This is a genomic window from Burkholderia sp. S-53, from assembly GCF_025560745.1.
Lineage (GTDB): Bacteria > Pseudomonadota > Gammaproteobacteria > Burkholderiales > Burkholderiaceae > Burkholderia > Burkholderia pyrrocinia.
Map to the genome: position 1 here is coordinate 1,966,440 of NZ_CP090484.1, position 24,884 is coordinate 1,991,323.

A 24,884-nucleotide genomic window follows, 5' to 3' on the forward strand; every position below is an offset into this window, starting at 1 on the left:
ACCGACGATATAGTTTGGAACCCACTCGAACAATTTAATGTTTATAAGCGACTCATATGTATTCACTTATAGGAAAGACCGCGACGTTCCGGCAACTGAAGGCGCTGGACATGATTGCGCGGCTCGGCAGCGTGTCGCGCGCGGCCGAGGAGCTGAACCTGACGCAGCCGGCCGTGTCGCTGCAGGTTCGCCTGCTCGAGGAGGCGGTGGGCGCCGCGTTGCTGCAGCGGGTGGGGCGCGGCGTGCAGCTGACCGCGGCCGGCGAGATCGTGTCGCGCTATGCGCGCGAGATCCTGCATCTGTGGAGCGAGGCCGGCGACGAAGTGGCCGCGCTGACGGGCGATCTCGGCGGCACGTTGCGGATCGGTGCGATCACGACCGCCGAGTACCTGATCCCGCCGCTGCTCGTCAAGTTCACTGCGACGCGCCCGCACGTGAAGACGTATTTCAAGGTCGGTAACCGCGACGACATCATCCGCATGCTCGCGACGCATGAAATCGATCTCGCGGTGATGGGCAGCGCGCCGAAGGAGCTGCGCACGCACGCAGTCGAGTTCGCGAAGCATCCGATGGTGTTCGTCGCGGCGCCCGGTCATCCGCTGATGCAGCGCAAGCGCGTCGCGCTGAAGGATCTCGAATCCGCACACCTGCTCGTGCGCGAACGCGGCGCGGGCACGCGCTCGACTGTCGAGAGCCTGTTCAAGACGGCCGGCTACCGTTTCCATGTGGGGTCCGAATTGTCGAGCAACGAGGCCATCAAGCAGATGGCCGAAGCGGGGCTCGGCATCGCGTTCCTGTCGTTGCACGCGTGTGCACTGGAACTGCGCACGGGGCTGCTCGGGCAACTGCCGTTCCCCGGCAACCCGATCGAGCGCGAATGGTATGTGGTCACGCTCGCCGACCGGCGCATCTCGCAGGTGACGGGGCTGTTCCGCGATTTCCTGATCAAGCAGGGCGGGCCGGTGATCGACGGCGCGACGGTGGCGCTGCACGAGCGGCGGCGCAAGTAGGCGCGAACTGGCGGATGCCGCTCGCGCCGGCTGCTCAGACGAGCCCGAAGTCGTCGTTGCTGTCGGGAATCGACGCGAGCAGCCGTTCGAGCCGATACCAGCCGACGATGCGCAGGCACCACGTGGCGACGGCGGTCCGGTCGTTGGGGGCGTCGGGGCGGGACGGAAGGCGGGCGGCGCGGGACGGCGAGCGGGCGATGAACGCCGCGCATTGCGGGCAGTAATGGGGCATGGCGGGCTCCGTAGGTGTCGGATGGGGCGATCGTAAGCGGCACGGTGCCCGCCGGCGCTCACGTAAGGATCGGCTTGAGCAGAAACGGATGATCTTTTTCCGTCGGTCCGGATGCGGCCTCCGCAGGCCCGGCACGCCGGCGGAAAACGCGTCACAATGCGCGTTCGACACACGATCTGGTGGAGCCAAGCCATGAGCGATCCGATTCTCGCCGCGCCGCCGGACAACGGCGTGCCGGTCAGCCTGCGTTCCAGCCGCGGGCTCGGCTGGCGGGGCTTCGGCGCGGCGCTGCTCGACATTCGCGCCGGCACGTACCGGATTCCGGCGGCCGACCATCACCGCATCGGCGTGCATATCGGCGGGCCGGTTCGAGCGGACTGCGTGTGCGACGGCGAGCGCGTGTCGCGCATTCAGGCGCATGGCGACGTCGACGTGATTCCGGCCGGCCTGCCGGGCCAGTGGACCGACAGCGCCGACTGCCGGATCCTGCACATCATGCTCAGCGACACATTCGTGCGGCGCACCTTCGAGCACCTCGAACTGAAGCCGTCGCAGGCGCAGATCCGCCGCCGGCTGCAGGTGCGCGATCCGCGCCTGCAGCACATCGCGTGGGCGATGGCCGCCGAACTCGAAGCGGACGACGCGTCGGATCCGCTCTATGCGGAAAGCCTGTGCACGGCGCTCGTCGCGCGGCTGGTCGACAGCCAGCCGGCGTTCCGCGAGCGCCAGCGTACGCTCGCGCCGAAGGCGGCGGCGCGCGTGATCGACTATGTCGAAGCGAACCTCGACCAGCGCCTGACGCTTGCCGAACTCGCGGCGCTCGTATCGATCAGCGTGCCGCATTTCAAGGTGCTGTTTCGCGAAACGCTCGGGATGCCCGTGCACCAGTACGTCGTGCGGCGCCGGGTCGAGCGTGCGAAGGCGCTGCTGCTCGAAGGCCGGCTCAGCATCAGCCAGATCGCGCTCGAAGCCGGTTTCGCGCACCAGAGCCACATGGCGAACTGGATGAATCGCGTGCTCGGCGCGACGCCGATGGAGATCGCGCGGTCGGGGGCGCGGGGCGCGCTGCGGCTCGCGTATGACGGCGAAGAAGGCGCGAAACCTTCACGTCGATAGCCTCCCGGCAGCCATGCGGGCCGCGCGATCGATGCGCGACCCTGCATCCGGTCATCCATTCCTGTCCGATTCATCCCTCCCTGCGCGCCGTCCCGGCCGCACATGCCGACAATCACCACACCGTCATCCCCCCAGGAGCAGATCGTGTTCGTGATCTTCGGAGCATCAGGCAACGTCGGCCTGTCGACCGTAACAACCTTGCGCAATGCCGGTCATCCCGTGCGCGCGGTGCTGCGCGACGCACGCCATCGTGAACGTTTCGCGCAGCTCGGCTGCGACGTGGCCATCGCGGCGCTGACGGACGAGCGCGCGATCGCGTCGGCGATCGACGGCGCGCAGGCCGTGCAGATGCTGTGCCCGGTGCCCGTCGCCGACCCCGATCCGGCCGCGACGATGGAGCGGACGATCGACGTCGCGACCGCCGTGCTCGCCGCGAATCCGCCGCCGGTGCTGCTCGCGCTGTCGGACTACGGCGCGGAGCGCGACGGCAATACGGGCATCACGCGTCTCTTTCATCACTTCGAGGAACGGCTCAGGACGATCCCGACGCAGTTGACGCTGCTGCGGTCGGCCGAGCATCTGCAGAACTGGACGCGGGTCCTGCCGGTCGCGCTCGGGAACGGCGTGCTGCCGAGCTTTCATCATCCGGTCGGCAAGGTATTTCCGACGGTCTGGGCGCCCGATGTGGGCGTCGTCGCGGCGCGGCTGCTGCTCGATGCGCCCGAAGGCGGCAACGGGCCGCGCGTCGTCAGCATCGAAGGGCCGCGGCGGGTGAGCGTGACGGCGATCGCGGATACGCTCGGCGCGGCAGCCGGCCGCGCGATCGTCGCGCACGAGCTGCCGCGCGACACGTGGAATGCGACGCTGCTGCGCGCGGGCCTCAGCGAACGCCATGCGCAACTGATCGTCGATCTGTACGACGTGCACAACGCCGGGCAGATCGACGTCGAGGCCGGCGTGTCGGAGCGGCATTACGGCACGACGACGCTGGTCGATGCGCTCGCGCAACTGGTGCGCCAGCACGCGCGATGATCGACGCGGCGGCGAGCGGTGTGCACGATAGGCGCAACGTGCATTACGCGGGCTGCCGCACCTTGTTCAGCACCGCATACGAAAGCGACCCGATCACGATCCCCCAGAACGCGGAGCCGAGCCCGAGCCACGTCATCCCCGATGCGGTCGCGAGGAACGTGATCAGCGACGCTTCGCGGTGGTTCTCGTCCTCGAAGATCCCGTGCACGTTTGCGCCGATCGCGCCGATCAGCGCGAGACCCGCGAGGATCGCGACGAACGCCTTCGGCAACGCGAAGAACACCGTGACGATCGTGCCCGCGAAGAGCCCGCCGATCAGGTAGAACGTGCCGTTCGCGAGCCCGGCGATGTACCGCCGGTCCGGATCCTCGTGCGCGTCCTTGCCCGTGCAGAGCGCCGCGGTGATCGCCGCGACGACGATCGTGATCCCGCCGAAGCATGCGACGACGAGCGACGTCATGCTGGTCGCCGTGATGATCGGGCGCGCGCTCGTGTGATAGCCGGACACGCGCAGGATCGTCATCCCCGGCAGGAACTGGCCGGTGAGGCTGACGACGACGAGCGGCAGCGCGAGGCTGAGCGTCGTGCAGAGCGTCCATTCTGGCGCGATGAAGATCGGCTGCGCGATGCTCGGCGACACGTTGCCGAGATGCGTCATCCCGAGCAGCGTCGCGAGCGCGGCGCCCGTGAGCAGCACGAGCACGATGCTGTAGCGCGGCAGCAGGCGCTTGAAGATCACGTAAGCCGCGATCATCCCGAATGCGAGCGCCGGCTGCTCCGACGCGGCGGCGAACGCATGGGTGCCGAACGGCAGCAGGATGCCGGCCATCATTCCGCACGCGATGCCGCGCGGAATGTGGCGCACGAGTTTGTCGAAGTAGCCGGTCACGCCGATCAGCAGGATGATCAGCGCGGCCGTGATGTACGCGCCGACGGCCTGGTTGAGCGTCAATTGCGGAAACAGGCCGACGAGCAGCGCGGTGCCGGGCGCCGACCACGCGGTGATCACCGGCACTTTCAGTTTCCAGCTCGCGAACAGGCCCGACACGCCCGCGCCGATCGAGATCGCCCAGACCCACGACGACACCATCGCGTTCGACGCGTGGGCGGCCTGCGCGGCCTGGAAGAAGATCGCGAGCGGGCCCGCATACGAAATCAGCACCGCGAGAAAGCCCGCGGTGATCGCGGAAACGGACCAGTCGTTGCCGATCGCGCGGATCGCGCCGGGCGGGGTGTTCGGTTGCATCGTCGTCGGAGAATGGGCGCCCGGCCAGCAGCAGAGCCGGGGCGATGGGCTTGTTTTGGGAGCCCCGGATGACCCGCCATTCTGGGCATTGCCGACGCGATTGGCAATTCGCAGGCGAGCCTCCGCGCTGTCGGCATTTCGTAAGGCATGCGCGCCGGGGCGGGCGGATCGGTACGGCCGAGCGGCGCCGCGCGCGTCTCGTCGAATCGGGCGATCGACGGCGACGGGCCGCCGCGGCCAACGTCACGTACTGATCTGCAGCACCCCAGCGACCACCGCCACCTTCGCCCCGCCACCCGTCGACAGCGATGCCGTGCCCTGATCGAACGGATGCACGGGCGTATCGGTTGGCGTCCACGCATGGCGCGCCAGCAGCTCGCGATACCCGCCGCGGATCACGAAGCCGCCGCATTTCTCCGCATACGCGTCGCGACGCATCCGGTACGCGCGCGGCAGGTCGTACCACGGCAGCTTCGGCAGGTCGTGATGGACGAGGTGGTAGTTGTTGTTCAGGTACAGCAGCCGCATCGCGAAGCCGGCTTCGTTGATCGCGATGCGCGCCTTCGGGTGTCGCGCGGCGCGGTGCTCGTACAGCGAGCGGATCGTCGCGAGCGACAGCGCGGGCCACGTGACGGCGAGCAGGTAATGCCACCACGGCATGCCGATCGCCCATTGCAGCCACGCGAGCAGCGCAACCACGCATGCAACGTGCGTCGCCCACATCGGCAGGTAGCGGAAGTCGCCGCGCCGGAACGCGGCGAACGCATCGGCGAACATCGCTGCGACGCTCAACGGCGGCCCGACGACGATCCGGCCGGCGAAGGTCTTGCGCGCGACCGCCAGTGCGCGACGCCAGCGCGGCAGCGCCGCCCAATGCGCACGCGACACGTAGTTCGTTTCGGGATCGACGCCGGGCACGGTCAGGTCTTCGTCGCGGTGATGGTCGAGGTGCGTGTCGCGATACAGCGTGTACGGATACCAGACCGTCAGCGGCGGATAGCCGAGCAGCCGGTTCACGAGCGCGGAACGCGTCGGATGGCCGTGCAGCAGTTCATGCTGCAGCGACAGGTGCCACGCACCGAGCAGGATCAGCGGCGGCGTCGCGGCCGCGAGCGACAGGTGCTGCGCGCGCACGAGCAGCAGTACCGCGAGCCAGCCGCCGTAGATCGCGACGATCAGCAGCCAGGTCGGCCATTCGGTGCGAGCGGTGAAACGGGCGTCAAGCGCGGCAATCGCGCGCGCGTGGTCGACGTCGAAGTATTCGGCCATGGTGCTGAAGCGGGATGGAACAGGCGGTGCGGAGCCGGCCCGGATGCCAGGGTGTCTCGCGGATCACGGTCGGCTTGCCCGGCATGTGCGCGGCGGCGATGTGGGGGCAGGCATCGGGACGTTACCGGGATGGTGCGGCGCGGCCAACCAATCGATGCGCATTTGCTTATCGTCGCGCGGCCGATAAGCTTTCAGGCCGCCGCGGCGCGTTCGGTGCCCGCTTCAGTGCAATCGAACCAGGTTCCGCTGTGCCGACGTCGATGCGTAGAATGCGCGCATGAGCCAATGGATCGCAGCACTCCCGATGTACAACGTGACGCCGCGCCACGCCGCGCTGTGGCGCGCGCTGCTGCGCGACGCGCTCGATGCGTTCGCGAAGGCTGGCGGGCCGGCGGATGTCGCGCTGCCCGACGAGCCGTTCGACGACCTGCACGCGCTGTGGCGACGCGACGATCTGCTGCTGTCGCAGACCTGCGGTTACCCGTACCGGATGCTCGGATTGCGCGATACGGTGCATCTGGTCGCGACACCCGTGTTCGATGCCGAAGGCTGCAATGACGCGCGCTACCGCAGCGTATTGGTCGTGTCGGCTCGCGTGCATGCGGGTGGCGCGACGACGCTCGCCGCCTGTCGCGGGCTGCGGGCCGCATTCAACGGCGGTGATTCGCACAGCGGAATGAACGCGTTCCGGCACGCGGTTGCGCCGCACGCGCACGACGGAAGATTCTTCGGATCGGTCACGCCGTTCGGTTCGCACCTGAACGTGCTGCGTGCGCTGGCGTCAGGCGAAGCCGATTGCGCGGCGATCGACTGCGTGACGTTCGCGTATGTGCGCGATGCGCTGCCCGACTTGCTGAAGGAGATCCGGATCATCGGCACGACGGCATCCGCGCCGGGGTTGCCGTTCATCGCATCGCGGGCGCTGGAGGAAACGCAGGTTGCCGTTTTGCGGGATGCGCTCGATCGCGCGGCCGCGGCCGATGCGGAACGCTCGAGCGTGCTGAGACTGAAGGGATTCGAACGGCTGTCGCCGGACGACTATGAAACGATTGCCCGGTTTGCGCGGGAAGCCGCCGCGCACGGGTATCCGGAACTGGCTTGAGACACGGATAGTGCCGGGCGGCGCACAACGGTGCGACCGTCCGCGCCGCGCCCCGTCACTCCTCGTCCATCAACCGGACCTTGACCCGCTTGCCCTTGATCTTCCCTGCATTGAGCTTGCGCAGCGCATCGTGCGCGACGCCGCGCTCGATCGCGACATAGGTCGAGAACTCGGTCACGTTGATCTTGCCGATCTGCTTGCCGTCGAACCCGGCATCGCCGGTCAGCGCGCCGAGCACGTCGCCCGGGCGGATCTTGTCCTTGCGTCCGCCGAGGATCTGCAGCGTTTCCATCGGCGGCAGCAGCGTGTCGTCGCCGGCCGGCTTCAGCTCGGCGAGCGGATGCCATTCGACGTCGCGCTTCTGCGCCTGTTCGATCGCGCCGACGCGGCCCATCTCGTCCATGCTCGCGAGGCTCAGCGCCCAGCCGTCCTGATCGGCGCGGCCCGTGCGGCCGATGCGGTGCACGTGAACTTCCGGGTCGGGCGTCACGTCGACGTTGATCACCGCTTCGAGCTGCGCGATGTCGAGCCCGCGCGCGGCGACGTCGGTCGCCACCAGCACCGAGCAGCTGCGGTTCGCGAACTGGATCAGCACCTGGTCGCGTTCGCGCTGGTCGAGCTCGCCGTGCAGCGCGAGCGCGTGGAAGCCCTGCGCATGCAGCACGTCGAGCAGGTCGCGGCACTGCTGCTTCGTATTGCAGAACGCGATCGTGCTGACGGGCCGGTAGTGGTTCAGCAACTGGCCGACCGCGTGCAGCCGCTCGTTCTCGGTCACTTCATAGAAGCGCTGGCGGATCTTGCTGTTGTCGTGGCGCTCTTCGAGCTTCACTTCCTTCGGATTGCGCAGGAACTGCTGGCTCAGCTTCACGATGCCGTCCGGGTAGGTCGCGGAGAACAGCAGCGTCTGGCGCGACGTCGGGCACATCCGCGCGACCTTCGCGATGTCGTCGAAGAAACCCATGTCGAGCATCCGGTCGGCTTCGTCGAGCACCAGCGTGTTCAGCGCATCGAGCTTGAGGTTGCCGCGATCGAGGTGATCCATGATGCGGCCCGGCGTGCCGACGACGATGTGCGCGCCGTGCTCGAGGCTCTGCGCCTGCGGGCGCATCGGCGTGCCGCCGCACAGCGTCAGCACCTTCACGTTCTCCTCGGCGCGCGCGAGGCGGCGCACTTCCTGCGCGACCTGGTCGGCGAGTTCGCGCGTCGGGCACAGGATCATCGCCTGCACGTCGAAACGGCGCGCATCGAGGCGCGACAGCAGCGCGAGCGAGAACGCGGCGGTCTTGCCGCTGCCCGTCTTCGCCTGCGCGATCAGGTCCTGGCCGGCCAGCGCGATCGGCAGGCTCGCGGCCTGGATCGGCGTCATGTCGACATAGCCGAGCTGCGCGAGGTTGGCGAGCGTGGCGGGCGTCAACGGCAGCGCGCTGAAGGGCGCGGCGGTCGGTTGGGTCATTCGAGGTCTCCGAGGTAAGGCTTGCCTTCCATCTGTTCGTAGACGATGGTGCCGTCGTCGGCTTCGAAGCGCTCGAGATAGTTGCGCGCGCCGCACAGCGGGCAGCGGAACAGCAGCCCCTGGCCCTCGTCCTTGATGACGACGTCGGACGTCTCCCACTGCGTGCCGCAGCTCTGGTTTCTGCAGGTAAACACGGTCTTTCTCCAGCTGAATTCGGTTGGTGGCGCGCCCGGGCGGGCGCGGCAACGGTGTGCGGCGCTCGCGCGGCTCGGGCGCGGGCCGCACCGGCGGTCGCTTGGACTGCGTCGATGCGGATGATGGATCGGGCGGCGACGGGGTCGCGCGTGCCGCAATTCTAGCGGAAGCGGGCGACCGGCAGTGGGCGACGGCTGCGGGCGACCGGCGCGGGCGACCGGCGTGGGCGACCGGCGTGGGCGACCGGCGTGGGCGTCACCTCCAGCGCGCACCATGAAAAATGGCCGCCCCGGAGGGCGGCCATGTCGTGCGGCGAATCGGCACCGCGCGGCGGTCGTACGCGTTACAGCGCCATGTCGGCCGACGCCTTCGCCGGGCGGGCCGGCGCGGTGCCGGTCGCCTGCGACGGCACGTTGACGTCGATCTTCGGCGGCGGCGAGAGCTGCAGCACGTCGCTGGTGGTGGTCCATTCCTCGACGACCTTCGCCGGGCTGTCGTTCAGCTTCGTGCCGTAGCTCGGCACGATCTGGCGGATCTTCTGCTGCCACTCGGGCGTCGCGACCTTGTCCTTGAACACCTTCTTCATCAGGTTCAGCATGATCGGCGCGGCCGTCGACGCGCCCGGCGATGCGCCGAGCAGGCCCGCGATGCTGCCGTCCTGCGAGCTGACGATCTCGGTGCCGAGCTTCAGCACGCCGCCCTTCACCGGGTCGCGCTTGATGATCTGCACGCGCTGGCCGGCCTGCCACAGGCGCCAGTCTTCCTTCTTCGCGTTCGGGAAGTATTCCTTCAGCGCGTTGAAACGGTCGTCGTCGGTCAGCATCAGCTGGCCGGCGAGGTACTGCACGAGCGGGAATTCGTCGACGCCCACGCGCATCATCGGCGCGACGTTGTGCGTGTTGGTGCTCGTGAGCAGGTCGAAATACGAGCCGTTCTTCAGGAACTTGGTCGAGAACGTCGCGAACGGCCCGAACAGGATGATCTTCTTGCCGTCGATGATCCGCGTGTCGAGGTGCGGCACCGACATCGGCGGCGAGCCGACCGACGCCTTGCCGTACGCCTTCGCGAGGTGCTGCTTCACGACGTCGGGATTGTCGGTCACGAGGAACGAGCCGCCGACCGGGAACGCGCCGTAATCCTTCGCCTCGGGGATGCCCGACGCCTGCAGCAGGTGCAGCGCGCCGCCGCCCGCGCCGATGAACACGAACTTCGCGTCGACGGACTGCGGCGGTTCATCCGAATGCAGCTTGACCCACGACACGTGCCACGTGCCGTCGGCGTTGCGCGAGATCTCGCGCACTTCGCTCGACAGCGACAGCGTGAAGTTCGGCTGCGTCTTCAGGTAGCCGACGAACTGGCGCGTGATCTCGCCGAAGTTCACGTCGGTGCCGATCGGCGTCCACGTCGCGGCAACCTTCTGCTTGCGGTCGCGGCCTTCCATCATCAGCGGCACCCACTGCTTGATCTGGTCGTAGTCTTCCGAATACTGCATGCCGCGGAACAGCGGGCTCGCTTGCAGCGCTTCGTAGCGCTTCTTCAGGAAGCGGACGTTGTCGTCGCCCCACACGAAGCTCATATGCGGCGTCGAGTTGATGAACGAATGCGGGTTCTTCAGCACGCCCTGCTTGACCTGCCACGCCCAGAACTGGCGCGAGATCTGGAACGACTCGTTGATCTCGATGGCCTTCGAGATGTCGATCTTGCCGTCCGCCTTCTCCGGCGTGTAGTTCAGTTCGGCGAGCGCCGAGTGGCCGGTGCCGGCGTTGTTCCAGCCGTTCGAACTTTCCAGCGCGACGCCGTCGAGGCGCTCGACCATCGTCATCGACCAGTCAGGCTGAAGCTCGTGCAGCCACACGCCGAGCGTCGAACTCATGATGCCGCCGCCCACCAGCAGGACGTCGACCTTCTTCGTATCGGCGGCGTGCGCGGACGACGCGGCGACGCACAGCGCGAGCGCCGACAGTATTACCCGTAACGTTTTGATCACAGCAGATCCCTTTTTCAACTTGGATGCATCGGTTTGCCATGCCGCCCAGCGAGCGTGTCGATAGCGGCCGATACGCGCATCCGGAGATCCGGATCGCGAATCCGGAATTCCGGATCGACGCTGCTCGCCGTTGCATTTGCGCACGCGAAACCGTTGAGGAGGACACCTTCGGATCGGCTTCTTGCGGGCGGGCAATCACCTGCTTCGCGGTGGCGCGCAACGCGCCATGGCCCCTGCGGCAAGCCTGCGCGGACGACGCTTCAGGCTGCGTGGAAAGAGGCCGCGCGCGACGCCTGTGGCGGGGGCGGGGTGGCAAGGGGCGCGTAATATAACCGATGTCGATTGCCGTGTCGCACGCGGAAAATGTCCTTGTTTTTGTGGGGTTTTTCGCGTGTCCGGGTTTCCGGAATCGTGGTGCGCCGCGCCGGAAAACCGGCGGGAATCTGACGGCGCGGCGCGCGCGATTGGCGCGCCGTGTGCCGATGTGAAACGTCGAAGGCCGACGTGTCGAAGTGTCGGACTGTCGATGCGCCGATGCAATGCGCGAGCGTTCGCGCAACGCTTCGCATCGGCACGTCATTGCATCGCGGCATTGCGCCGCGATCCGCTCACTTCGCCGAATTGTTCCTGCAGAACTGTTCGTACGCCTGCGCCGAATTCTCGAAGCCCTTTTGCTTCGCGAGTTCCCACGGGCGCTCGCATTGCTGCGTCTGTTCGCACCATGCGTAGCCTGCCGAGCCGATGCAGCCGTGCGCATCGCGATCGCCGCCGACCATCGGCGGCGCGGCCGGCGCCGACGAAGCGGCAGGCGCGGACGATTGCGCCGCGCAGGCGCTCAATGCGAACGCACATGCAAGCGCGGCGGCAAGCGAGGCGGAGGAAGTGAATCGTTTCATCGGGTAGCGCTCCATGGGATGAGTTTGGGGAACGGAATGATGGCCCGCGCGTTCATCGCGCCGTTCACGCGTCCGGCACCGGCACGCGCGACGAGAACTTCACCTCGCGCAACGCGAGGCTCGACTGGATCGACGACACGCCGGCCTGCTTTCTCAGCACGCGTTCGACGAATTCCGCATACGCGTCCAGATCGGCCGCGACGACCTGCAGGATGTAGTCGGCCGCGCCGGTGATCTTGTGGCACGACGTCACTTCGTCGTGCCGCCGCATCACATCCTCGAAGTGATCCGAATCCTGGCCCGAGTGCATGTTGAACGTCACCTGCACGAACGCGAACACGTTCATCCCGAGCGCGCGCCGGTCGAGGTTCGCCTGGTAGCCGGTGATCACGCGTTCGTCCTCGAGCCGCTTGCGGCGGCGCCAGCACGGCGTGACGCTCAGCGACAGCTTTTCGCCGAGCGTCGCGTTCGACAGCGCGCCGTCTTCCTGCAGCAGGCGGAGCATCGCGCGGTCGACGCAGTCCAGTTCAACCGAAGCGCGATTTTTGCTCATATCCATGGCTCCGTAGACAGTTTTCTCAAAATTGTACGAAACGGCAATGTGAAAAGCAAAGTTATTGCCGGCCGGTGTCAATAGACTGTTTCCACCCTCTCACTGCCATCACTGCAACGGTCAACCATGCTCACGGTCTACAGCAGCGATCACCACCTGCATCGCGGCGTCGAACTGAAGGACGGCGCGATCACCGAGTCGTTCGAAAACCCCCTTCGCGCCGAAACGGTGCTCGCACAGGTCCGCGCGGCCGGCCTCGGCGACGTGGTCGCGCCGCGCGCGTTCGACCGCGCCAGCTATGCCGGCGCGCACAGCGCGCGCTATGTCGATTTCCTGGCCGGCGCATGGGACGAATGGACCGCGACCGGCCGCACCTGCCAGGCGCTGCCGCTCGTATGGCCGGTGCGCGCGATGCCGGCGGCCGCGACGCTACCCGAGTTCATCGACGGCAAGCTCGGCTTCTTCGCGATGGACGCCGGCGCGCCGATCAACGCAGGCACGTGGGACGCGGTGAGCGCGAGCGCGAACTCGGCGCTTACCGGCGCCGACCTGCTGTCGAACGGCGGCGCGCGCGCGGCGTTCGCGCTGTGCCGCCCGCCCGGCCATCATGCGGGCCGCGAGTACATGGGCGGCTACTGCTACCTGAACAACGCGGCGATCGCGGCGCAGCACGGCATCGCGAGCGGTGCCGCGCGCGTCGCGGTGCTCGACGTCGATTTCCATCACGGCAACGGCACGCAGGACATCTTCTACGAACGCGCGGACGTGCTGTTCGCGTCGATCCACGGCGAGCCGCCGCTGTCGTACCCGTACTTCTCCGGCTACGCGGGCGAGCGCGGCGCGGGTGCGGGCGAAGGCTTCAACCTGAACCTGCCGCTGCCGAAGGGCACGCAGTGGGACACCTACGCAACGGCGCTTGGCCATGCGGCGGCCGCGATCGTTGCGCATGCACCCGATCTGCTCGTCGTGTCGCTCGGCGTCGACACGTTCGAGCACGACCCGATCAGCCACTTCCGCCTTCGCTCGCCCGACTACCTGCGCATCGGCGAGGCGCTCGCGCGCCTGAACCTGCCGACGCTGTTCGTGATGGAAGGCGGCTACATGGTCGAGGAGATCGGCATCAACGCGGTGAACGTGCTGCTGGGTTTCGAAGGGCGCGCGTGAGCGCATCGCATCACCTTCAACGAACGACGTATCCGAACACGAACGAAGCGCGACAACGAAGGAGACAAGCATGAATCGACATCACAAGACGGCATTTGCCACCGCGGCTGCGCTGACGTGCGCGCTGTCCGCGTTCCCGGCGCACGCGGATGAAGTTGTGCGCATCGGCCACGTCGCGCCGCTGACCGGCGCGATCGCGCACCTCGGCAAGGACAGCGAGAACGGCGCGCGGCTCGCGGTCGAGGAAATCAACGCGAAGGGGCTCGCGATCGGCGGCAGGAAGGTCACGCTGCAGCTCGACGCGCAGGACGACGCGGGCGATCCGCGCACCGCGACGCAGGTCGCGCAGCGGCTCGTCGACGACAAGGTCGTCGGCGTCGTCGGCCATCACAACTCGGGCACGTCGATCCCGGCATCGCGCGTCTATCGCGACGGCGGCGTCGTGCAGATTTCGCAGGCCGCGACCAACCCGACGTACACGCAGCAGGGCTTCAAGACGACGTATCGCGTCGTCGCGACCGATGCGCAGCAGGGGCCGGCGCTCGCGATGTACGCGGCCAGGAACATGGGCATCAGGACGGTGGCCGTGGTCGACGATTCGACCGCATACGGGCAGGGCCTCGCGACCGAGTTCGAGAAGGCCGCGAAGGCGGCCGGCATGACGGTCGTGTCGCGCGACGCGACGAACGACAAGGCGATCGACTTCCGCGCGATCCTCACGAAGATCAAGGGCGCGAATCCGGACGCGATCATGTACGGCGGGATGGATGCGACGGGCGGCCCGCTCGCGAAGCAGGCGCGCCAGCTCGGCATGCGCGCGAAGATCCTCGCGGGCGACGGCGTGTGTTCGACCGACCTGCCGAAGCTCGCGGGCCCGGCGTCCGACAACGTCGTGTGTTCCGAGGCCGGCATCGCGCTCGAGAAGATGCCGGGCGGCGCGGCGTTCGCGAAGCGCTACGAAGCGCGCTACCACCAGCCGATGCAGGTGTATGCGCCGTTCTCGTACGACGCGGTGTACATCATCGTCGACGCGATGAAGCGCGCGAATTCGACGGACCCGGCGAAGGTGCTGGCCGCAATGCCGGCCACCGACTATCGCGGCGTGATCGGCGAAACCAGCTTCACGCCGCAGGGCGACCTGAAGCACGGCGCGATCTCGGTGTTCACGTACAAGAGCGGCAAGAAGGCGCTGCTCGATATCGTGAAGATGTGACGACGAAGCCGGGGCGCGCCGCGCGTGATGCGCGGTTCCGCGCCCCGATGTCGTGACGCGTTACGACGCCCGTACGTGTACGCTGTCTTCACGACGTTCCGCGTCGTGCACGATGTGCAGCTCGCGCGTGCGGATCGGCAGCGCGCAGTCGGCATCGGCGAGCGTCTTGCGCACCTGGCGCGCGAGGCGCCAGCGCATCGCCCAGAACTTGTCGGTATGCGTCCACACGCGCATGTTCGCGACGGCCGTGCTGTCGTCGAAGCGCATCACCATCACGTCCGGCGCCGGATCCTGCAGCACGTCGGGGTCGGCGATGGCCAACGCACGCAGCGCATCGAGCGCGCGATCGATATCGTCGTGCACGGACACTTCCACTTCGAGATCGAGGCGACGCGTCGGATTGCGCGTGTAGTTGCGGATCGAGCTGCCCCACAGCGCGCTGTTCGGCACGTATTCGCAGATGCCGTCGGGCTTCGTCAGCCGCGTCATGAAGAGCCCGACCTCGTCGACGGTGCCCGCGACGCCGGTGCCGCCGTCGATATAGTCGCCGACCTTGAACGGTCGCAGCAGCAGGAGCATGATGCCGGCTGCGATGTTCTGCATCGTGCCCTGCAGCGCGAGCCCGATCGCTAGGCCGGCCGCGCCGAGCACCGCGACGATGCTCGCGGTTTCGATGCCGAGCTGCGACAGCGCGCCGACGATCGCGACGATGCGGATACCCCACACGGCGACGTCGCAGAGAATCGGCCGCAGCGTGTCGTCGACGCGCTCCTTGTTCGAGAGCAGCCGGTTCAACCAGTTGCCGATGCGTTTCGACAGCCACCAGCCCGCGACGAGCAGCGCAAGGCCCGCGCACAGCTTGATGGAAAGGGTGGACAAGGCGTTCCACAGGAACGTCCAGCGTTCCGGATGTAGTTGATCGAGAAACATGACGGGATTCCGGTTGGGTGACACGATGCGCAACACGCGGTGGTCCCGCCGCATTCGGGCAGGCACGGGCTCGCGCGCAAGCAGCGTTCGACTGTACACGGCACACGATGGTTCGCGCGAATGCGTGGGGTCGGAGTGCCATGCCGTCGGACGGTGAAATCCGGATTTCGTTCGAGTACTAAGCGGCGTTTCAAAAAATTAAGACTCGTCCTATTTTGTCTTTTCAAGCACGCCGATACACTCGGTTTCAAGTTGCCGGATCGCGACGATAGTCCCTCCGCGATACCCGGTTCTTTCCCGATTTCCCATTGATAGCGAGTGACGACGTCATGCGGTTGGACCTGCGTTTCCGTCTCGCACGCGAACAAGGTCAATCCGCCCGACGCGGCGTTCGCTGTTTCCCGATTCGCGGCGCGCTGTTACGCGGTGTCATCGCGGCGGCCTGTGCGGCCGGTACACAGGGTGCGACAGCGCAGGCGTTTCACGACGCCGTGCCGTTCACGCCCGCGACGGCGGAAACGACCGACCTTGTCGACGTGCCTTTTTTCAGTTCTGCGCGCACGACGTGGGGCGGCTTGCGCGCATCGGCCGCAGCGCCGCTCGACGTCGCGTACGCATCGCATGCGTCGAACGTGCCGACAGGCGCGGATCGCGCCGATCCCGTTGCCGGCTTCGGCGCATGCGTGGCTTACCGCGTGCTCTGCGACGCGGCGCGCGGTGCGATCGAACGTGGATATGCAACGCGGTTTGCCTACGGCATTGCATCGCCGTTGCCGTCGATCGGTGCGCAGCCGGCATTCGAGCGAGGCTCCGTCGATCTGGCGTCCGCCGAGCCGTTCATGCTCGCGCAGCCGGATCGCGGCACGCGCGCCGGTGCGATCAACGGCAGCCTGCGGGCATCGCTGGCGCGCGCCGAACTGCCGGCCGGCGTCGCGGCGCAGGTCATCCGATTGCTGGCCGGGCGCATCGATCCGAAGCAGCGCGGCGCGATCGGCGATACCTTCCGCGTCGCATTCGAACCGGACAACAGCGCGACGCTGCCGTGCGACGTGCGCGTGACCGCGCTCGACGTGCGCTTTCGCGGTCAGCAGGTGGCGGGCGTATGGTTCGCGCCCGACGCAGGCTCACCGGGCGCGTACTACGACCTCGACGGCGTGCCGCTCGCCGGCACCCGGTTCGCGATGCCGGTCGCCGCGACGCGAATCAGTTCGCAGTTCGGCGCGCGCGTGCATCCGGTGACCGGTGCGCGCCACGTGCATTCGGGCGTCGATCTGGCTGCGCCGGCGGGCCGCGCCGTCCGTGCGTCGGAGCGCGGCGTCGTGACGTTCATCGGCACCGAGCCGCGCGGCTACGGCAAGTATGTGGTGATTCGTCACGACGGCGGCTATGCGTCGTACTACGCGCACCTGTCGGCGTTCGAGCCGACGCTGCGAACCGGCGCGCGGGTCGCTCGCGGTCAACGAGTCGGTGCGGTCGGCAGCACCGGGACGGCGACCGGCCCGCATTTGCACTTCGAGGTCCGGAGACATGCACGTCTCGTCGATCCGGTCGAACTGGTGCAGGCAGCCAAAGCGGCGGCGCTGAAGGGCGAACGGCGTGTCGCGTTCAACCGCGTGGCGCATGCCGCGCGTACGCAGCTGGCCTCGGCCACGTGGACACAGCCGGTCGCAATGTCGACGGCTGCCGCATCGCGTGCGGGCTGATCGCTGACCGCATGCCGGCCACGCCGGCCGGCATCGGTGCAGACAGCCAACTTACGCGGATTTTTCGACAGGCAACCAGATCTCGAGCACGCCAGTGCTCGTCACCGGATCGTAGTCCTCGCTGTAGCGCTCGAACTCGGGCGCGTCCACCGCGTTGAATCCCGAAGTCGGCAGCCAGCCGTTCCAGATGCTGTAGAAGGTCTGGTGAATCGTCGAGATATGCCCGCCGTGTTCGAAGACCGCATAACGTTGCGGTTCGAGTTCGACGCAACGAAACGGAGCGGGCAAGCGGTCGCGGCTCGTCACCTCGACGCCTGCGATGTATTCGAAGCTGCCATCCGCATCCGGGTTGCAGCACACGCCATAAGTCACGCCGCCGACCTGGCCGGGTATGTTGCCGATGTACGGGATGAAGGCTTGCCAAAGCGCCGGAATCCCTTCATTGGTTTCGAAGGTATACCGGCTGCTCATGCCCGCGATCAGCTGCCTTTCGGCGACTTCGAAGCGTGATGGCGTAACGTCGATGATTTTCAGCTCTTTCATGCGCAGCGGCTCCACAAGAGACAACCCGTCGAGAGTGCGCCGTGCCCGCACTTCCTCCGGCGTGACGCCGAAGAGATCGCGGAAGGCGCGCGTAAACGCCTCATGGGAGCCATATCCGGCATCGAGTGCCACGTGGAGGATGTCCGGCGCGCCTTGCGCCAATGCCCGCGCCGCACGTGTCAGCCGCCTCGACCGGACATAGCGCATCACCGGCCAGCCGGTATTCATCGAGAACAGGCGCGAAAAACCGAAGCGCGTCATGTCGCAATCGACGGAAATCCTGTCGAGTGTCAGTTCCCTGTCCAGTTCGGTTTCGATAAACCAGAGTGCTTTTCCAACCGGGTTCATGGTGTGCCAATGAGGGTGTCGGGCGGACTATATGGTATCGGCGGCGGGAGCATTTGATCGTTCTTGCGACACGCGGCCTGGCCTGGCGGGCGCGCCAAAGCAAATCGCCACGCCGGGTGGCGTGGCGATGGTCGGCAGGATTGCGCTGCTTAACCGAGCGGCCAGTTCAGGATGGCGATGCCGTCGTTATAGTCGCCGTCCGTACCGTCCTCCGACCCGACCAGCCCGAAGTACGTCTTCTTGAAGATGTCGACCTGACGCGAGCCGATCTTCGACGGCTTGCCGTTCGCCGTCACGACCACGCGCACCTTCCCCTTGCCCGAATTCAGCACTTGCGTGTTCAGGTTCGCGTCCTGCGTGCCGGCGCCCTGGAACGTCGCGGCCGGTTTCGGGTTGTCGTCGACGAACACCTCGATCGTCTGCTGTGCGGACGAGTTCACGAGCGCCGTTACGCCGAACGCGATGTTCGGCGGCAGGTTGAAGATACCGTCGCGTTCGCCGCCGGCATTCGTCACGGGGTCCGGCTGCGCGGGTTGCGGTTGCGCCGTCGCTTTCGCGAAGTACGTGACCACCGCGCCGATCCCGAACTTGGCGGCGGCGCCCGGCAGCACGCCGGGCGCGCCGGCCCACGTCACCGTGCAGGCGACCACCTGCCCCGTTGCATCGGTCTTGACCTTGTTCTGCCAGTTGCTGATGTCGAAGCTGTACGGCACGGTGGAGAGGTCGACGAACACGTCGTATTGCGGCAGCTTCTCCACGAGTTGCGCGGTCATGAACTGACGCATCCGGTCGAGCACCGCCTGGTCGCCGCCGGCCTGCACGGCGAGCGCGTCGTTGCCGGCGAGTTGCAGAAGGGCATACAGGTCGTCATGGGTAAAGGGTTGTGACATGTCGTCCTCGTCGTAATGGAAGGTCTCGCGTCGCGCGGCCGACGAATCGGTTACGCCGTGCCGCGCGCGGAGCAAAGGGTGGACAGCCGTGACTGCCCGAATGAGTCGCAATGGGTGGTTGGCTCCGTCGCCATTGCGATATCGACTTCGTCGCGCAAGACATGCCGCGCCGTGACGCTGCGTCGGCGTCTGCCGTTGCTTAGCCGAGCGGCCAGTTCAGGAACACGATGCCGTCGTTGTAGTCGTCGTCCGTGCCGTCTTCCGACCCGACGATCCCGAAGTACGACTTCTTGAAGATGTCGACCTGTCGCGAGCCGAGCCGCGACGGTTTGCCGTTCACCGTGACGATCACGCGCACGCGGCCCTTGCCGGAATCGAGCACCTTCGTGCCGAGGTTCTGGTCCTGCACGCCCGCGCCCTTGAACGTGGCGGCCGGTTTCGGGTTGTCGTCGATATAGATGTCGATCGTCTGGTCGTTCGCCGCGTTGGTGAGCGCGGTGACGCCGAACTTGATGTTGGCCGGGAGATTGAACGTGCCGTCGCGTTCGCCGCCGCCGCCGATGTTGCCGGCGCCGCCGGTGCCGGTGCCGGTGCTGCCGCCAGCTTCGGTACCTTGATTACCACCGCCCTGCGACGACGATTGCGCGGCCGTCTCGCCGATCGCGGAAAGGCTCGCAAACGAATCGATATGCATCGTGCTGCCGCGCACGCTTTTCCACTGCTCCTTCACGAACGTGACGTCGCTGCCGACGTCGATCGCCACGACGAGCGTGAACGGCATGCGCCCGCTGGTTTCCGGCGCCTTGGTCGAATGCGTGAAGCAGCCATCCGCGACGATGCCCTTGTCGGTCGTGATCGCGAAATAGATGCCGGGATAGTTGTCGCCGGTGGCATACGGCGTCGGCACGTTGAGCGTGACGAGCAGCTTGCCGTCGCGAATGTTCTCTTTCGCGATGTCGAGATGCAGGCCCGGGATGTCGACGTAAGTCTCGGATTTGAGGACCGGCGCACTGGTGATCGAAGCTGAAAGGATGGGCATCGTGGTCTCCTGAAGGCGAAACGGGTTTCCGTTGCGTTGCTTCTCGATGCGATGCAGAACCGCCGGGCGGCGCAACAAGGGGGCTGCCCGGCGGTCGCGAGTGGATCAGCGGAGCGATCCGCTAACCGATCAGCCGATCGGCCACTGCAGCACGACGATGCCGTCGTTGTAGTCGCTGTCGTGGCCGTCTTCCGACACGACGATCCCGAAGTTGACCGTGTACGGCGAGCCGTCCGACTTCTTGCCGTTGATCGGCGCGAGGCGCGCGTCCGTGGCCGACGGCTTGCCGTTCACCGACACTTCGAAGCGGATCTTGCCGTTGCCGGAATTCAGCGTGACTTCACGGGTGCCGTCGCGCGTCGTCAGCTTGTGATACGCGGCGGGTTCCTTGCTGTCGCCGATAAACAGCTTGATGTGCTGTTGTTCAGCGGCATTCGCGAAGAAAATCGCGCGGAAATCGGTATTCGGCGGAATCGAAAATTCGCCGGCGCGATTGGATGACGTTTGAGAATCGGCCATGCTTTCCTCCTGAAGAACAGTGGTAAGGCGTCTCGCCGCGTCGAACAAACGTTTTCCGTTTGAAACGCGGTTTGGAAAGCATGTCGAAAAATAAATAGAAAAATATTCGTAATGCGGTGTAATTATTCAGTAAGAAGAAAATGAATGCGATTTGATTTAATGGAATGGTTTTAATTGAAGGTGCTTCGATATATTCGAGAAATTATATCGGCGCGTGTATCGATTTTCTGAACGATGCGCGGTCGCGCGGGCGGATCGAGAAGGGGGGCAATCAGGCTTCGGAGCGGACGCTCGGTGTTCGCATATGGCAGCGTTCGTTTCAACATCGGTATCTCTGTCATGGCCGCGCCCACCGGCCACCACCGAACGCCCACGCCGAAACCGGATTGCAAAGGGAAGACGTGCGGCGACCGGCGAAGAGGATGGACCGACTCACTCCGAACATGAATAGGGCCTCACCGGCGCCGCACCGGTGAAGCATATCGACGGTGGAGGCCGCCGCCTATCAGACGAGACTGATTCTGCACGCAGCAAAGCCGCATGATTCACGAGCATCCCGTTGACAGCCCCCTCCGCCCTGTGATCTGATGCCGGTCATGCACGCCGCCCAGTTCCTCTTCTCGCTACGACTACTAGCCCGCTTCCCCGGGCTGGGTCTGCGGCTGCGCGCTTTCCATCTGCTTCGTTCCTGAAGCGCCAGATTTCCCCCGCATCACCGACCTGGCCCCGGTTGTCGACCGGCGCCTGAGTTCGTCTTTTTTCCGTATCGCTCCGCTCCGTCCCGGTCGCTCAACCGCCAAGGCTGTCGTTTGCCGTACCGCTTTGCCGCTGTGCCGTTTCATCGCTGCGCGCGCAGCCGGCCTCCACTGCTGATGGCCGCCGCGCCGCGGTTTCCCGAAAAACAGACCGAGGACCGAACATCATGATGCTGAAGAACCCCGCGACGAAGTACCGACCGTTCACGCCCGTCAACCTGCCGAACCGCACGTGGCCGTCGCGCACGATCACGCACGCGCCGATCTGGATGAGCACCGACCTGCGCGACGGCAACCAGGCGCTGTTCGAACCGATGGACGCCGCGCGCAAGATGCGGATGTTCAAGACGCTCGTCGCGATCGGCTTCAAGGAGATCGAGGTTGCGTTCCCGTCGGCGTCCGAAACCGATTTCAACTTCGTCCGTGAACTGATCGAAGGCGGCCACATTCCCGACGACGTGACGATCGAGGTGCTCACGCAGGCGCGCGACGACCTGATCGAGCGCACGTTCGAATCGCTGCGCGGCGCGAAGCGCGCGATCGTGCACCTGTACAACGCGACCGCGCCGGAATTCCGCAAGATCGTGTTCGGCCTCGATCGCGACGGCGTGAAGCAGCTCGCGGTGAACGCGGCGCGCACGATCAAGCGCTGCGCCGACGCGGCGACCGACACGCAGTTCACGCTGCAGTACAGTCCGGAAACGTTTACGGCGACCGAACTCGACTTCGCGAAGGAAGTCTGCGACGCGGTATTCGACGTATGGCAGCCGACGCCCGAGCGCAAGTCGATCGTGAACCTGCCGGCGACCGTCGAAATCGGCACGCCGAACTTCTACGCGGACCAGATCGAATGGATGCACCGGAACCTCGCGCGACGCGATTCGCTGATCCTGTCCGTGCATCCGCACAACGATCGCGGCACCGCGGTCGCGGCGGCCGAGCTCGCGGTGATGGCCGGTGCCGACCGGATCGAGGGCTGCCTGTTCGGCAACGGCGAACGCACGGGCAACGTCGATCTCGTGACGCTCGCGCTGAACCTGTACACGCAGGGCGTCGATCCGGGCCTCGATTTCTCGCAGATCAACGAAGTCGCGCGCACGTCCGAGGAATGCACGCAGTTGCCGATCCACCCGCGTCACCCGTACGTCGGCGATCTCGTGTTCACCGCGTTCTCCGGCTCGCACCAGGACGCGATCAAGAAGGGCTTCGCGGTGCAGCGCGCCGACGCCGTGTGGGAAATGCCGTATCTGCCGATCGATCCGAGCGATCTCGGCCGCACGTACGATTCGATCATTCGCGTGAACAGCCAGTCGGGCAAGGGCGGCATCGCGTACCTGCTCGAACAGGGGTATGGCGTCGCGCTGCCGCGTCGCCTGCAGGTCGATTTCAGCGCGGCCGTGCAGCGCCTGACCGACGAAAGCGGGCACGAGGTGACGAGTGCGCAGATCTGGTCGCTGTTCCAGCAGGAGTACGTCGAAAGCGATGCGCCGCTGCGCTACGTCGGCCATGAGCTGACCGAACGCGACGGTCGCGAGACGATCGTGCTGACCGCCGACGTGCACGGCGAGCGCCGCGTGCTGCGCGGCGAAGGCAACGGCCCGCTCGACGCGCTGATGCACGCGCTGCGCACGCCGCTGCGGATCCAGCACTACGAGGAACGCGCGTTGTCGCAGGGCGCCGATGCGAAGGCGATCGCGATCGCGGAACTGGCCGGCTCGGGCGTGCGCGGCAGCGCGTTCGGCGTGGGCGTCGACGCGAACCTGACGACCGCGTCGATCCGCGCGGTGATCAGCGGCGTCAACCGCGCGTATGCCCGCGCGGACGAAGCGGCGCAGCCGACGTTCTTTGGCGCGCAGCCGGCGGTGAAGGCCGTCGCGTAAGCGGGGGCGAGGCCCGGGCGGCATGACCCGCCCGGGCTTCTGTCAGGTTGCGGCGCACGCGCGCGCCGTCAGGGCAGCAGCCCGAGCATCGCGGCCTTGGTGGCCGCATGCGTCTTGTTCATCGCGTCGAGCTTCACGACGGCGTTTTGCAGATGGAACTTCACCGTCCGTTCCGCGATCCCGAATATCATGCCGATCTCGTAAGCCGTCTTGCCATCGGCCGTCCACGCCAGCACCTCGCGTTCGCGCAGCGTCAGTCCGCCGCCGGCCGGCGCGATCGGATCGGCGAGGCGCGGCATCAGGTACGCGTGCGCGGCATGCGCGAGGCTCGCGCACGGCGCGCGCAGCCGCGCGATCTCGTCCGCGTCGAGCGGCGTCGTATCGCGCACGAGCGTCAGCACGCCGAGGTTGCCGGCCCGGTCGTAGCCGCCGTGCGACCAGCCGAATCGCATGCCGAAGCACGCCGCGTCGTGCCAGAACGTGGCGTCGCCCGGTTCGTCGAACGCATTCCAGACGACCGGCCGCGGCTGGCTCGCCACCCGCTGCAGGATCGGGTCGATGGAAACGTATCCGAATTTCACATAGCGGTGTTCCCATTCGCGCGGATGATTGCCGACGACCTGCATGTCGGGCCGGGCGAGCGGCAGCGTGCGCCGCAAGCCGTACACGCAATACCGGAACCCGAGCGCGGCCGCGGCCGCGGCGATGGGCGGGAACGCGGCTTCCGCCGTGGGCGCGCGTTGCAGCGCGTCGAAACATTCGTGCAGTGTCGTCAGGTCCATCGGGTGTTCCTCGTCGGTGTGGGCGGACCGTGCATTGCGGTCCGCGCGTATCCTGTTCAAAAGGACAGTTTTGACGCGAAGCCGACGCCGGTTTAATGGCGGCTGTTCGCATCACGAGTCCGCTCGCGCGGGCGCCTGTCCCTGTCATTTCACGTGTTGCGGTACCCCTCCGGTTTCGTATCAGGACGATCGATCATGACCAGCGTTCAAGACGTGCCTCTTCTCGCGCGCGCCGGTGCGCGCGCGTTCGCCTTCGGCGGGATCCGCGCGATCGAACCTCCGTGCGCGTCGGCCCCCGTCCGCGCGTTTGCGCAAGAGTATGCACCGCACGCGCATCAGGTTGGCCAACTGTTGTTTACGACGCGCGGCGTGCTGGTGCTCGATGTCGAAGGCCAGCGCTGGATCACGCCGCCGCTGCGCGCGATCTGGATTCCGGCGCGCACCGTCCATGCGATGCGCGTGGCCGACGACGTGCAGCTCTGCTCGCTCTATCTCGGCGACGCGCTCGGCGCCCGGCTGCCGGCCACGCTGTGCGCGATGACGGTGTCGCCGCTGTTGCGCGAGCTCGCCACGCGCGTCTCCTATCCGTTCGACTGCAGCCTCGACCACGACCCGGTCGCGCGCCTGTTCGCCGACGAACTGCACGAGCTCGCGCAGACGCCGCTCACGTTGCCGCTGCCGCGCGACCGGCGCCTGCTGAAGCTGTGCGAGCGGCTGCAGCGCGAGCCGCACTGCGAGCTGCCGCTCGACACGCTCGCGCGCGACGCCGCGCTGAGTTCGCGCCACCTCGCGCGCCTGTTCCGCAACGAGACCGGCATGAGCGTCGCCGCGTGGCGCCAGCAACTGCGGCTGTCGATGTCGCTCGCGTTGCTGGCGAGCGGCATGCCCGTCACGCAGGCCGCGCACCAGGTCGGCTATCGCAGCCCGACCACGTATGCGGCCACCTTCAAGCGCGCGTTCGGCGTCACGCCGAGCCAGTACCTCGCGGCGGCGGAAGCGGCGGCGCGCTGAGCGCCACCGCTGCCGT

The 24,884-nt window shown here is 66.8% G+C and carries 23 protein-coding genes; 9 read left to right on the forward strand and 14 right to left on the reverse strand.

The features are described 5' to 3' along the window. Nucleotides 1-56: 56 nt before the first annotated feature. Entirely contained in the window at nt 57-1,010 is a 954-nt protein-coding gene (locus LXM88_RS30960) for a LysR family transcriptional regulator (RefSeq protein WP_262543230.1), read from the forward strand. A gap of 34 nt (nt 1,011-1,044) precedes the next feature. On the opposite strand, the gene LXM88_RS30965 is transcribed toward LXM88_RS30960, so the two are convergent. Then, nucleotides 1,045-1,242, reverse strand: coding sequence for a hypothetical protein (locus LXM88_RS30965; RefSeq protein WP_262543232.1), 198 nt, complete (start codon nt 1,240-1,242; stop codon nt 1,045-1,047). 192 nt (nt 1,243-1,434) lie between these two features. Here LXM88_RS30965 and LXM88_RS30970 point away from each other — a divergent pair, with 192 nt between their 5' ends. Both LXM88_RS30970 and LXM88_RS30975 read left to right on the forward strand, forming a co-directional pair. Further along, nucleotides 1,435-2,358 carry an AraC family transcriptional regulator gene (locus LXM88_RS30970; RefSeq protein ID WP_262543233.1) on the forward strand — a complete coding sequence of 308 codons (924 nt, stop codon included), beginning with the start codon at nt 1,435-1,437 and terminating at the stop codon, nt 2,356-2,358. Between the two features lie 144 nt (nt 2,359-2,502). Next, the gene (locus LXM88_RS30975) at nt 2,503-3,390 is read left to right on the forward strand and encodes an NAD(P)H-binding protein (protein ID WP_262543235.1); all 888 of its coding nucleotides are present in this window, start codon (nt 2,503-2,505) and stop codon (nt 3,388-3,390) included. Between the two features lie 43 nt (nt 3,391-3,433). Here LXM88_RS30975 and LXM88_RS30980 read toward each other — a convergent pair whose 3' ends face one another. Both LXM88_RS30980 and LXM88_RS30985 read right to left on the reverse strand, forming a co-directional pair. Next, complete coding sequence (locus LXM88_RS30980) at nt 3,434-4,636, reverse strand: benzoate/H(+) symporter BenE family transporter (protein ID WP_262543237.1); 1,203 nt, start codon at nt 4,634-4,636, stop codon at nt 3,434-3,436. 243 nt (nt 4,637-4,879) lie between these two features. Beyond that, nucleotides 4,880-5,905, reverse strand: coding sequence for a fatty acid desaturase (locus tag LXM88_RS30985; RefSeq protein WP_262543239.1), 1,026 nt, complete (start codon nt 5,903-5,905; stop codon nt 4,880-4,882). A 277-nt stretch (nt 5,906-6,182) separates the two neighbouring features. Here LXM88_RS30985 and LXM88_RS30990 point away from each other — a divergent pair, with 277 nt between their 5' ends. Beyond that, the gene (locus LXM88_RS30990) at nt 6,183-7,007 is read left to right on the forward strand and encodes a phosphate/phosphite/phosphonate ABC transporter substrate-binding protein (RefSeq protein WP_262543240.1); all 825 of its coding nucleotides are present in this window, start codon (nt 6,183-6,185) and stop codon (nt 7,005-7,007) included. Between the two features lie 55 nt (nt 7,008-7,062). Here LXM88_RS30990 and dbpA read toward each other — a convergent pair whose 3' ends face one another. The 5 genes from dbpA to LXM88_RS31015 all read right to left on the reverse strand — a co-directional run bounded on the left by dbpA (nt 7,063) and on the right by LXM88_RS31015 (nt 12,091). Continuing rightward, a complete protein-coding gene (gene dbpA / locus LXM88_RS30995) occupies nt 7,063-8,460 on the reverse strand; it encodes an ATP-dependent RNA helicase DbpA (RefSeq protein WP_262543241.1) in 1,398 nt (465 codons plus the stop codon). After that, the gene (locus tag LXM88_RS31000) at nt 8,457-8,654 is read right to left on the reverse strand and encodes a hypothetical protein (protein WP_034181070.1); all 198 of its coding nucleotides are present in this window, start codon (nt 8,652-8,654) and stop codon (nt 8,457-8,459) included. The genes dbpA and LXM88_RS31000 overlap by 4 nt, the downstream gene beginning before the upstream one ends. A 344-nt stretch (nt 8,655-8,998) precedes the next feature. Continuing rightward, nucleotides 8,999-10,660 (reverse strand): malate dehydrogenase (quinone), encoded by a 1,662-nt coding sequence (gene mqo / locus LXM88_RS31005; RefSeq protein ID WP_262543242.1) that lies wholly within the window; start codon nt 10,658-10,660, stop codon nt 8,999-9,001. A gap of 590 nt (nt 10,661-11,250) precedes the next feature. After that, entirely contained in the window at nt 11,251-11,538 is a 288-nt protein-coding gene (locus LXM88_RS31010; RefSeq protein WP_262543243.1) for a hypothetical protein, read from the reverse strand. 64 nt (nt 11,539-11,602) lie between these two features. Further along, on the reverse strand, nt 11,603-12,091 hold the full coding sequence (locus LXM88_RS31015) for an Lrp/AsnC family transcriptional regulator (protein WP_262543244.1): 489 nt from the start codon (nt 12,089-12,091) through the stop codon (nt 11,603-11,605). A 126-nt stretch (nt 12,092-12,217) separates the two neighbouring features. Between LXM88_RS31015 and LXM88_RS31020 the strand changes: the two genes are divergently transcribed. Both LXM88_RS31020 and LXM88_RS31025 read left to right on the forward strand, forming a co-directional pair. After that, nucleotides 12,218-13,255: a histone deacetylase family protein gene (locus LXM88_RS31020; RefSeq protein ID WP_262543245.1), complete on the forward strand. Its 1,038-nt coding sequence runs from the start codon at nt 12,218-12,220 to the stop codon at nt 13,253-13,255. Nucleotides 13,256-13,325: 70 nt separating this feature from the next. Continuing rightward, nucleotides 13,326-14,468, forward strand: a complete 1,143-nt coding sequence (locus LXM88_RS31025; protein ID WP_262543246.1) for a branched-chain amino acid ABC transporter substrate-binding protein — start codon at nt 13,326-13,328, stop codon at nt 14,466-14,468. Between the two features lie 60 nt (nt 14,469-14,528). Here LXM88_RS31025 and LXM88_RS31030 read toward each other — a convergent pair whose 3' ends face one another. Next, nucleotides 14,529-15,398 carry a mechanosensitive ion channel family protein gene (locus LXM88_RS31030; protein ID WP_262543247.1) on the reverse strand — a complete coding sequence of 290 codons (870 nt, stop codon included), beginning with the start codon at nt 15,396-15,398 and terminating at the stop codon, nt 14,529-14,531. Nucleotides 15,399-15,727: 329 nt separating this feature from the next. Between LXM88_RS31030 and LXM88_RS31035 the strand changes: the two genes are divergently transcribed. Continuing rightward, nucleotides 15,728-17,101 carry a M23 family metallopeptidase gene (locus LXM88_RS31035; protein WP_262543248.1) on the forward strand — a complete coding sequence of 458 codons (1,374 nt, stop codon included), beginning with the start codon at nt 15,728-15,730 and terminating at the stop codon, nt 17,099-17,101. A 51-nt stretch (nt 17,102-17,152) separates the two neighbouring features. Here the strand turns inward: LXM88_RS31035 and LXM88_RS31040 are convergent, their stop codons facing one another. From LXM88_RS31040 to LXM88_RS31055, 4 genes are all read right to left on the reverse strand, one after another. Further along, a complete protein-coding gene (locus tag LXM88_RS31040) occupies nt 17,153-17,992 on the reverse strand; it encodes an AraC family transcriptional regulator (protein WP_262543249.1) in 840 nt (279 codons plus the stop codon). 149 nt (nt 17,993-18,141) lie between these two features. Further along, entirely contained in the window at nt 18,142-18,882 is a 741-nt protein-coding gene (locus LXM88_RS31045; RefSeq protein WP_262543250.1) for a fucose-binding lectin II, read from the reverse strand. Nucleotides 18,883-19,081: 199 nt separating this feature from the next. After that, complete coding sequence (locus tag LXM88_RS31050; protein WP_262543251.1) at nt 19,082-19,921, reverse strand: fucose-binding lectin II; 840 nt, start codon at nt 19,919-19,921, stop codon at nt 19,082-19,084. Between the two features lie 129 nt (nt 19,922-20,050). Continuing rightward, nucleotides 20,051-20,440, reverse strand: coding sequence for a fucose-binding lectin II (locus LXM88_RS31055; RefSeq protein ID WP_047901918.1), 390 nt, complete (start codon nt 20,438-20,440; stop codon nt 20,051-20,053). A gap of 925 nt (nt 20,441-21,365) precedes the next feature. Between LXM88_RS31055 and leuA the strand changes: the two genes are divergently transcribed. Next, complete coding sequence (gene leuA / locus LXM88_RS31060) at nt 21,366-23,075, forward strand: 2-isopropylmalate synthase (RefSeq protein WP_262547000.1); 1,710 nt, start codon at nt 21,366-21,368, stop codon at nt 23,073-23,075. Between the two features lie 68 nt (nt 23,076-23,143). Here leuA and LXM88_RS31065 read toward each other — a convergent pair whose 3' ends face one another. Then, nucleotides 23,144-23,857 (reverse strand): autoinducer binding domain-containing protein, encoded by a 714-nt coding sequence (locus LXM88_RS31065; RefSeq protein WP_262543252.1) that lies wholly within the window; start codon nt 23,855-23,857, stop codon nt 23,144-23,146. Nucleotides 23,858-24,052: 195 nt separating this feature from the next. On the opposite strand from LXM88_RS31065, the gene LXM88_RS31070 reads away from it, so the two are divergent. Further along, nucleotides 24,053-24,868 carry an AraC family transcriptional regulator gene (locus LXM88_RS31070; RefSeq protein ID WP_262543253.1) on the forward strand — a complete coding sequence of 272 codons (816 nt, stop codon included), beginning with the start codon at nt 24,053-24,055 and terminating at the stop codon, nt 24,866-24,868. Nucleotides 24,869-24,884 lie beyond the last annotated feature (16 nt).